Below are 4,341 nucleotides of genomic sequence, written 5' to 3'. Positions count from 1 at the left end.
CTGACCGAAGCGGCCGCGCAGGTTAAGATCCTCTTTGGGGAAACGAACGCACGGAAAAGGTGCGGGCACGATGGTTGACGCCTCGTACGCCGTCGCGGTTCGTAAGCTACATGGCTGCAAAGCGGCAGGCACATACTCTTGCGGGAGCAAACTAGGACCGCTCGAAGGCGAACGCTCTCGGAAGGACCGGCGGCGGCCGACGCCGCCAGCCGCAGGTCGGTGACGTCCAGGCGCATCAAGGCCTGGCCGCGGCGAACGCGTTGGCCAGGGTCGACGAGGCGCTCGACGATCTTCCCCCCGACGCGGAACCCGAGGTCGCTCTCGATCCGGGCGCGAACCACACCCGTGTAGCGTAGTGGGGCGGCCTCAGCCTAGCCTACGACGAGGGTGCGTACGAGCGGCGACGGTGGGGCATCTGTCGCACCTGAGCTGCACGCGGCGAGCATCAGGAAGATCAGGGAGGCGGCCGAACGCGGTGGAACGAGGCGCATCTAGCGCTCCTGCAGATCAAGTCGATGCCGCAGAAGTAGGTCCGAGGCTGGCGGTTGGAAAGCTAAAAAATGAGCAAAACGCTCATTTAATTTCGCAGACCATCGACGAGGAGCTCGCAGACGCGATCACTCGTGGCTTCCAGATCCTCGTCGGCGAAGACCTCGATCATGTGCGGGTGCCAGACCCTGGTCAGCGCCGCGTTCACCGCATCGGCCAGGACCTCGGGGTCGGCCTTGCTGAACGTCCCGGAGTGCTGACCCTCCATGATCACGTGGCGGAGGGCGCCGCGCAGGCCGTTCATATACGCGTTCACCACGGGCCACCGCTCGCGCGCGGCGACGGTGCAGAGGTGGTGCATCCGCTGCTGGCTGAACGACAGCCGCCGCGTCTCCCGCAGGACCGCAAGGCTCAGCCGCCTGAGCACTTCGCCGGGATCACCGCCGCTGCGGGCCGCATCCCATGCGGCGTCCTCGATGACCGACAACTGACGGCGAGCGATGGCTTCGTCTATCGCGCGCCGGTTCGGGAAGCTGCGATACAGGTTCGCTGGCGACATGCCGAGTTCGCGCGCGACGTCTCCGATCGTCGTCTTCTCGAAGCCGATGGAGTCATAGAGCCGCTCGGCCGCGTCCAGGATCTCCTCGCGGCGATCGACGGCGGGGCGGCCAGGACGCCGCGCGGCGGTCGCTTCAGGTGATGGCTTGCTTTTCATGAAAACTGGTCTATCGCATCAGAATATTGTCGGCCAGGAGATAGGCCGTGGTCTCGCGTTTGGCTCTCTTGCTGGCCAGCTCCTTATCGCTCGTCGCGTGCGCCAGCCCAACCCCCTACACGCCGCCGCTCACCGAGCTGCCCTCCGCCTACCGCAATACCGCCGTCCTGCAGGCTGCGCCGCGCGCGGTCGCGCCGACGGATGACCGCTGGTGGGCGGCGTTCGGCGATCCGATCCTCGACCGCCTCGTCCAGGAGTCCCTGGCCGGGAGCCTGGACGTGGAGGCGGCGAGCGCCCGCCTCCAGCAAGCGGCGGCGGCTTCGAGGGTGGCTCGGTCCGCTCAGCTCCCGTCGGGTGTCGTCGGGGGCTCGGCAGGCGTGCAGCGACAGTCCCTGAACGAGCCGATCGCCCGCATCGCCTCGGCCTTCCCGGGCTACGACCGGACCAGCGAGGCCTACGGCCTCAACGCCGCGGCGTCCTGGGAAATCGACCTCTTCGGCCGCCTGGCCGCGGCGCGGCGCGCCGCGAGCGCCGACAAGGCCTCCGCCGCGGCGGGCGTCGCCGGCGCCCGCCTCACCGTCGCCGCCGAGGTCGCCACGGCCTACATCGGCGCCCGCGAACTGCAGCGCCGGATCGAGATAGCCACGGCGCGGACGCGGACGCTCGCCGAACTGGACCGGCTGGTTCGCCTGCGCGTCCAGGATGGCGCCCCGCGGCGCCGGAAGCGGAGCAGGTCCAGGCGGACCTAGCGGCCGCGCGCGCGCGGATCCCGGCGCTGGAGGCCACGTTCAACCGCATCGACGTGCTCGCCGGGCGTGCGCCCGGCCGCGCCGAGGCCGAGGCCGAGCTCGGGCGGGGCCACTCGCCGGCGGCGGCGGGCGTAGAAGTCGCAGAAGGCCCGGCCGACCTGCTCCGGCGGCGTCCCGACATCGTCGCCGCCGAGCGTCGGGTCGCGGCCGCCGACGCCCGCACCGCGCAGGCGCTCGCCGACTACTACCCACGGGTGAATGTCGGGGGACTGGTCGGCCTGCCTTCCACGGGCGGGGCCGGCCTTTTCACGAGCGAGGCCCTGCAAGCCTCGGGCAGCGCCGGATTTTCCGGACGGCTGTTCGATTTCGGCGCCGTCCGGGGCGGGGTAGAGGCCGCGCGAGGACGCACTCGCGAGGCTGTCGCCGACTACCGGGGGACCGTGCTTCGGGCCGTCGCCGAGGTCGAGGACAGCCTTTCGCTGCTAAGCCGCCGAAGCCGCCAGGCGCAGGACCTAGAGGCGAGCGAGGCCGCCCTAGGTCGGGCCCGCGACCTCTCCATGTTGGCCTACGAGGGCGGCGCGGCAGGCGTCGAGGGCGCCTTCGTCGAACCGATGGCTCTCGGCGACCTCCTTGGTGCCGTTTTTCGGGAAGGCACCCTCGTAGCTCCGGCCGACGCTGACCCTCACATTGAAAGCACGCTTCGCTTCCTGGTCAGGCTCTTCGAGAGCATTGAGAGCTGCCGCCAGCGCGTCGCCCAGGCCGTCGAGTCCACCATCCACGAAAGCACGGTGATGGAGCTGGTGATGGCTGACACCAGCCATCTCGACATCCTTTCCTCGTCGCACTCGGTCGAAAGCGTCGACATCGAGCGCATCAAGGTCACCCAGATCGAGGCCTACTGGGTCCACTTCCATGTTTCAGGGACCGTCGATGTGGAATTCTATTGGGGGCGAGGCGAGGACGCCGGACAAGTCGACAAGAACCTGCCCTTTCAGGCGACCATGATGAGCAGCGTCGACGACTTGGAAGACTTCTCCGATGCCGAAGTCGGAATTGATGCGTCCGACTGGCATGCGCAGTTTGGGCTCGCCAGCGGTTCGAGCCCAATGGTTATCAGCGACCCGGGTGGGACGCCTACGCCACTCCCATCACCTCATGTGGCGGGTTCTGGCGCAACGCGCTCCCTTTTTCCCGGCCACCCATGGTCATCGGCCTCATGCCCAGATCGGCCATCAGGGCGGCGTCGGTGTCCTTGTCCGGGTTGGCGGTGGTGAGCAGCCTGCCGCCGATGAACATGGAATTGGCGCCGGCCAGGAAGCACAGGGCCTGCAGTTCCCGGCTCATGTGTTCGCGCCCGGCCGAGAGGCGGACCACGGTCTTGGGGCAGACGATGCGGGCCACCGCGATCATGCGGACGAACTCGAAACCGTCGACCGGATTGGAGCCGCCCAGCGGGGTGCCGGGGATCGGCATCAGGTCGTTGATTGGCAGCGAGTCCGGGTGGGCGGGCAGGGTGGCCAGCACGTGCAGCAGGCCGGCCCGGTCGCGGCGCGTCTCGCCCATGCCGACAATGCCGCCGCAGCAGGTGGACATGCCCACCGCGCGGACGGCCTCCAGGGTGTCGAGCCGGTCCTGGTAAGTGCGGGTCGTCACCACCTTGTCGTAGTAGTCGGGTCCGGTGTCGAGGTTGTGGTTGTAATAGTCGAGGCCGGCGTCCTTGAGCGCCTGGGCCTGGTCGCGGGTCATCATGCCCAGGGTAGCGCAGGTCTCCAGGCCGAGCGCCTTCACGCCGGAGATCATGGTGGCCATCTTGGGCACGTCGCGGTCCTTCAGGTCGCGCCAGGCCGCGCCCATGCAGAAGCGCTGCGCCCCGCCGGCCTTGGCCTCAGCGGCGGCGGCGATCACGGTGTCGGCGTCCATCAGCTTGGTGGCGGCCACTCCGGTCTTGAAATGCTGGGACTGGCTGCAATAGCCGCAGTTCTCGGCGCAACCGCCCGTCTTGACCGACAGCAGCTGCGAAAGCTGCACCTCGGCGGGGTCGAACCAGGCGCGGTGGATTTCGGCGGCGCGGAACACCAGCTCGGCGAAGGGAAGCTCAAACAGGGCCGCGACCTCCGCCAGGCTCCAATCATGCCGCGGTTCAGGGCCGCGGGACTTGTGAGGGGAGGTCAACGGTAAACCTCAAAGTGGGCTTCCGTCTTGGCCTTGACCTCGTCGAGGGTGACGCCGTCGGCCAGGGCCGTGAGCGTCAGGGGCGACTTGCCGCGGCTGATGTCGAACACGCCCAGATCGGTGATCAGCAGATCGACCACGCCAGCCCCGGTCAGCGGCAGGGTGCAGGCCTTGAGCAGCTTGGGCGCGCCGGACTTCTCCACATGGTCCATGACC

The 4,341-nt window shown here is 68.6% G+C and carries 5 protein-coding genes and 1 pseudogene; 2 read left to right on the top strand and 4 right to left on the bottom strand.

All coding sequences use genetic code 11. The features are described 5' to 3' along the window. Together Q8Q88_RS07095 and Q8Q88_RS07090 are read right to left on the bottom strand one after the other, a co-directional pair. Window positions 1-341: biotin/lipoyl-binding protein (locus tag Q8Q88_RS07095; protein ID WP_305674501.1), on the bottom strand; the 341-nt coding region annotated here is incomplete at its 3' end. A 236-nt stretch (window positions 342-577) separates the two neighbouring features. Further along, window positions 578-1,204 carry a TetR/AcrR family transcriptional regulator gene (locus Q8Q88_RS07090; protein ID WP_305674500.1) on the bottom strand — a complete coding sequence of 209 codons (627 nt, stop codon included), beginning with the start codon at window positions 1,202-1,204 and terminating at the stop codon, window positions 578-580. Window positions 1,205-1,251: 47 nt separating this feature from the next. On the opposite strand from Q8Q88_RS07090, the gene Q8Q88_RS07085 reads away from it, so the two are divergent. Then, window positions 1,252-1,953 carry a TolC family protein gene (locus Q8Q88_RS07085; protein ID WP_305674499.1) on the top strand — a complete coding sequence of 234 codons (702 nt, stop codon included), beginning with the start codon at window positions 1,252-1,254 and terminating at the stop codon, window positions 1,951-1,953. 53 nt (window positions 1,954-2,006) lie between these two features. Then, window positions 2,007-3,011 (top strand): annotated as a pseudogene (locus tag Q8Q88_RS07080) (TolC family protein); the annotation flags it as partial. 76 nt (window positions 3,012-3,087) lie between these two features. On the opposite strand, the gene bioB reads toward Q8Q88_RS07080, so the two are convergent. Both bioB and Q8Q88_RS07070 read right to left on the bottom strand, forming a co-directional pair. Then, entirely contained in the window at window positions 3,088-4,125 is a 1,038-nt protein-coding gene (gene bioB, locus Q8Q88_RS07075; RefSeq protein ID WP_305674498.1) for a biotin synthase BioB, read from the bottom strand. Beyond that, window positions 4,122-4,341: CoA-transferase (locus Q8Q88_RS07070; RefSeq protein WP_305674497.1), on the bottom strand; the 220-nt coding region annotated here is incomplete at its 5' end. The genes bioB and Q8Q88_RS07070, both read right to left, overlap by 4 nt.

It is taken from the genome of Phenylobacterium sp. (assembly GCF_030697925.1).
In the GTDB taxonomy this organism is placed as follows: Bacteria; Pseudomonadota; Alphaproteobacteria; order Caulobacterales; family Caulobacteraceae; genus Phenylobacterium.
The sequence above is the reverse complement of the archived record's forward strand: the minus strand, read 5'-3'. Positions and strand labels throughout refer to the sequence as shown.

What these genes read in the sequence shown, in the direction of transcription:
- Q8Q88_RS07090 (WP_305674500.1), bottom strand. Translation starts at nt 1,204, where the DNA reads ATGAAAAGCAAGCCATCACCTGAAGCGACCGCCGCGCGGCGTCCTGGC.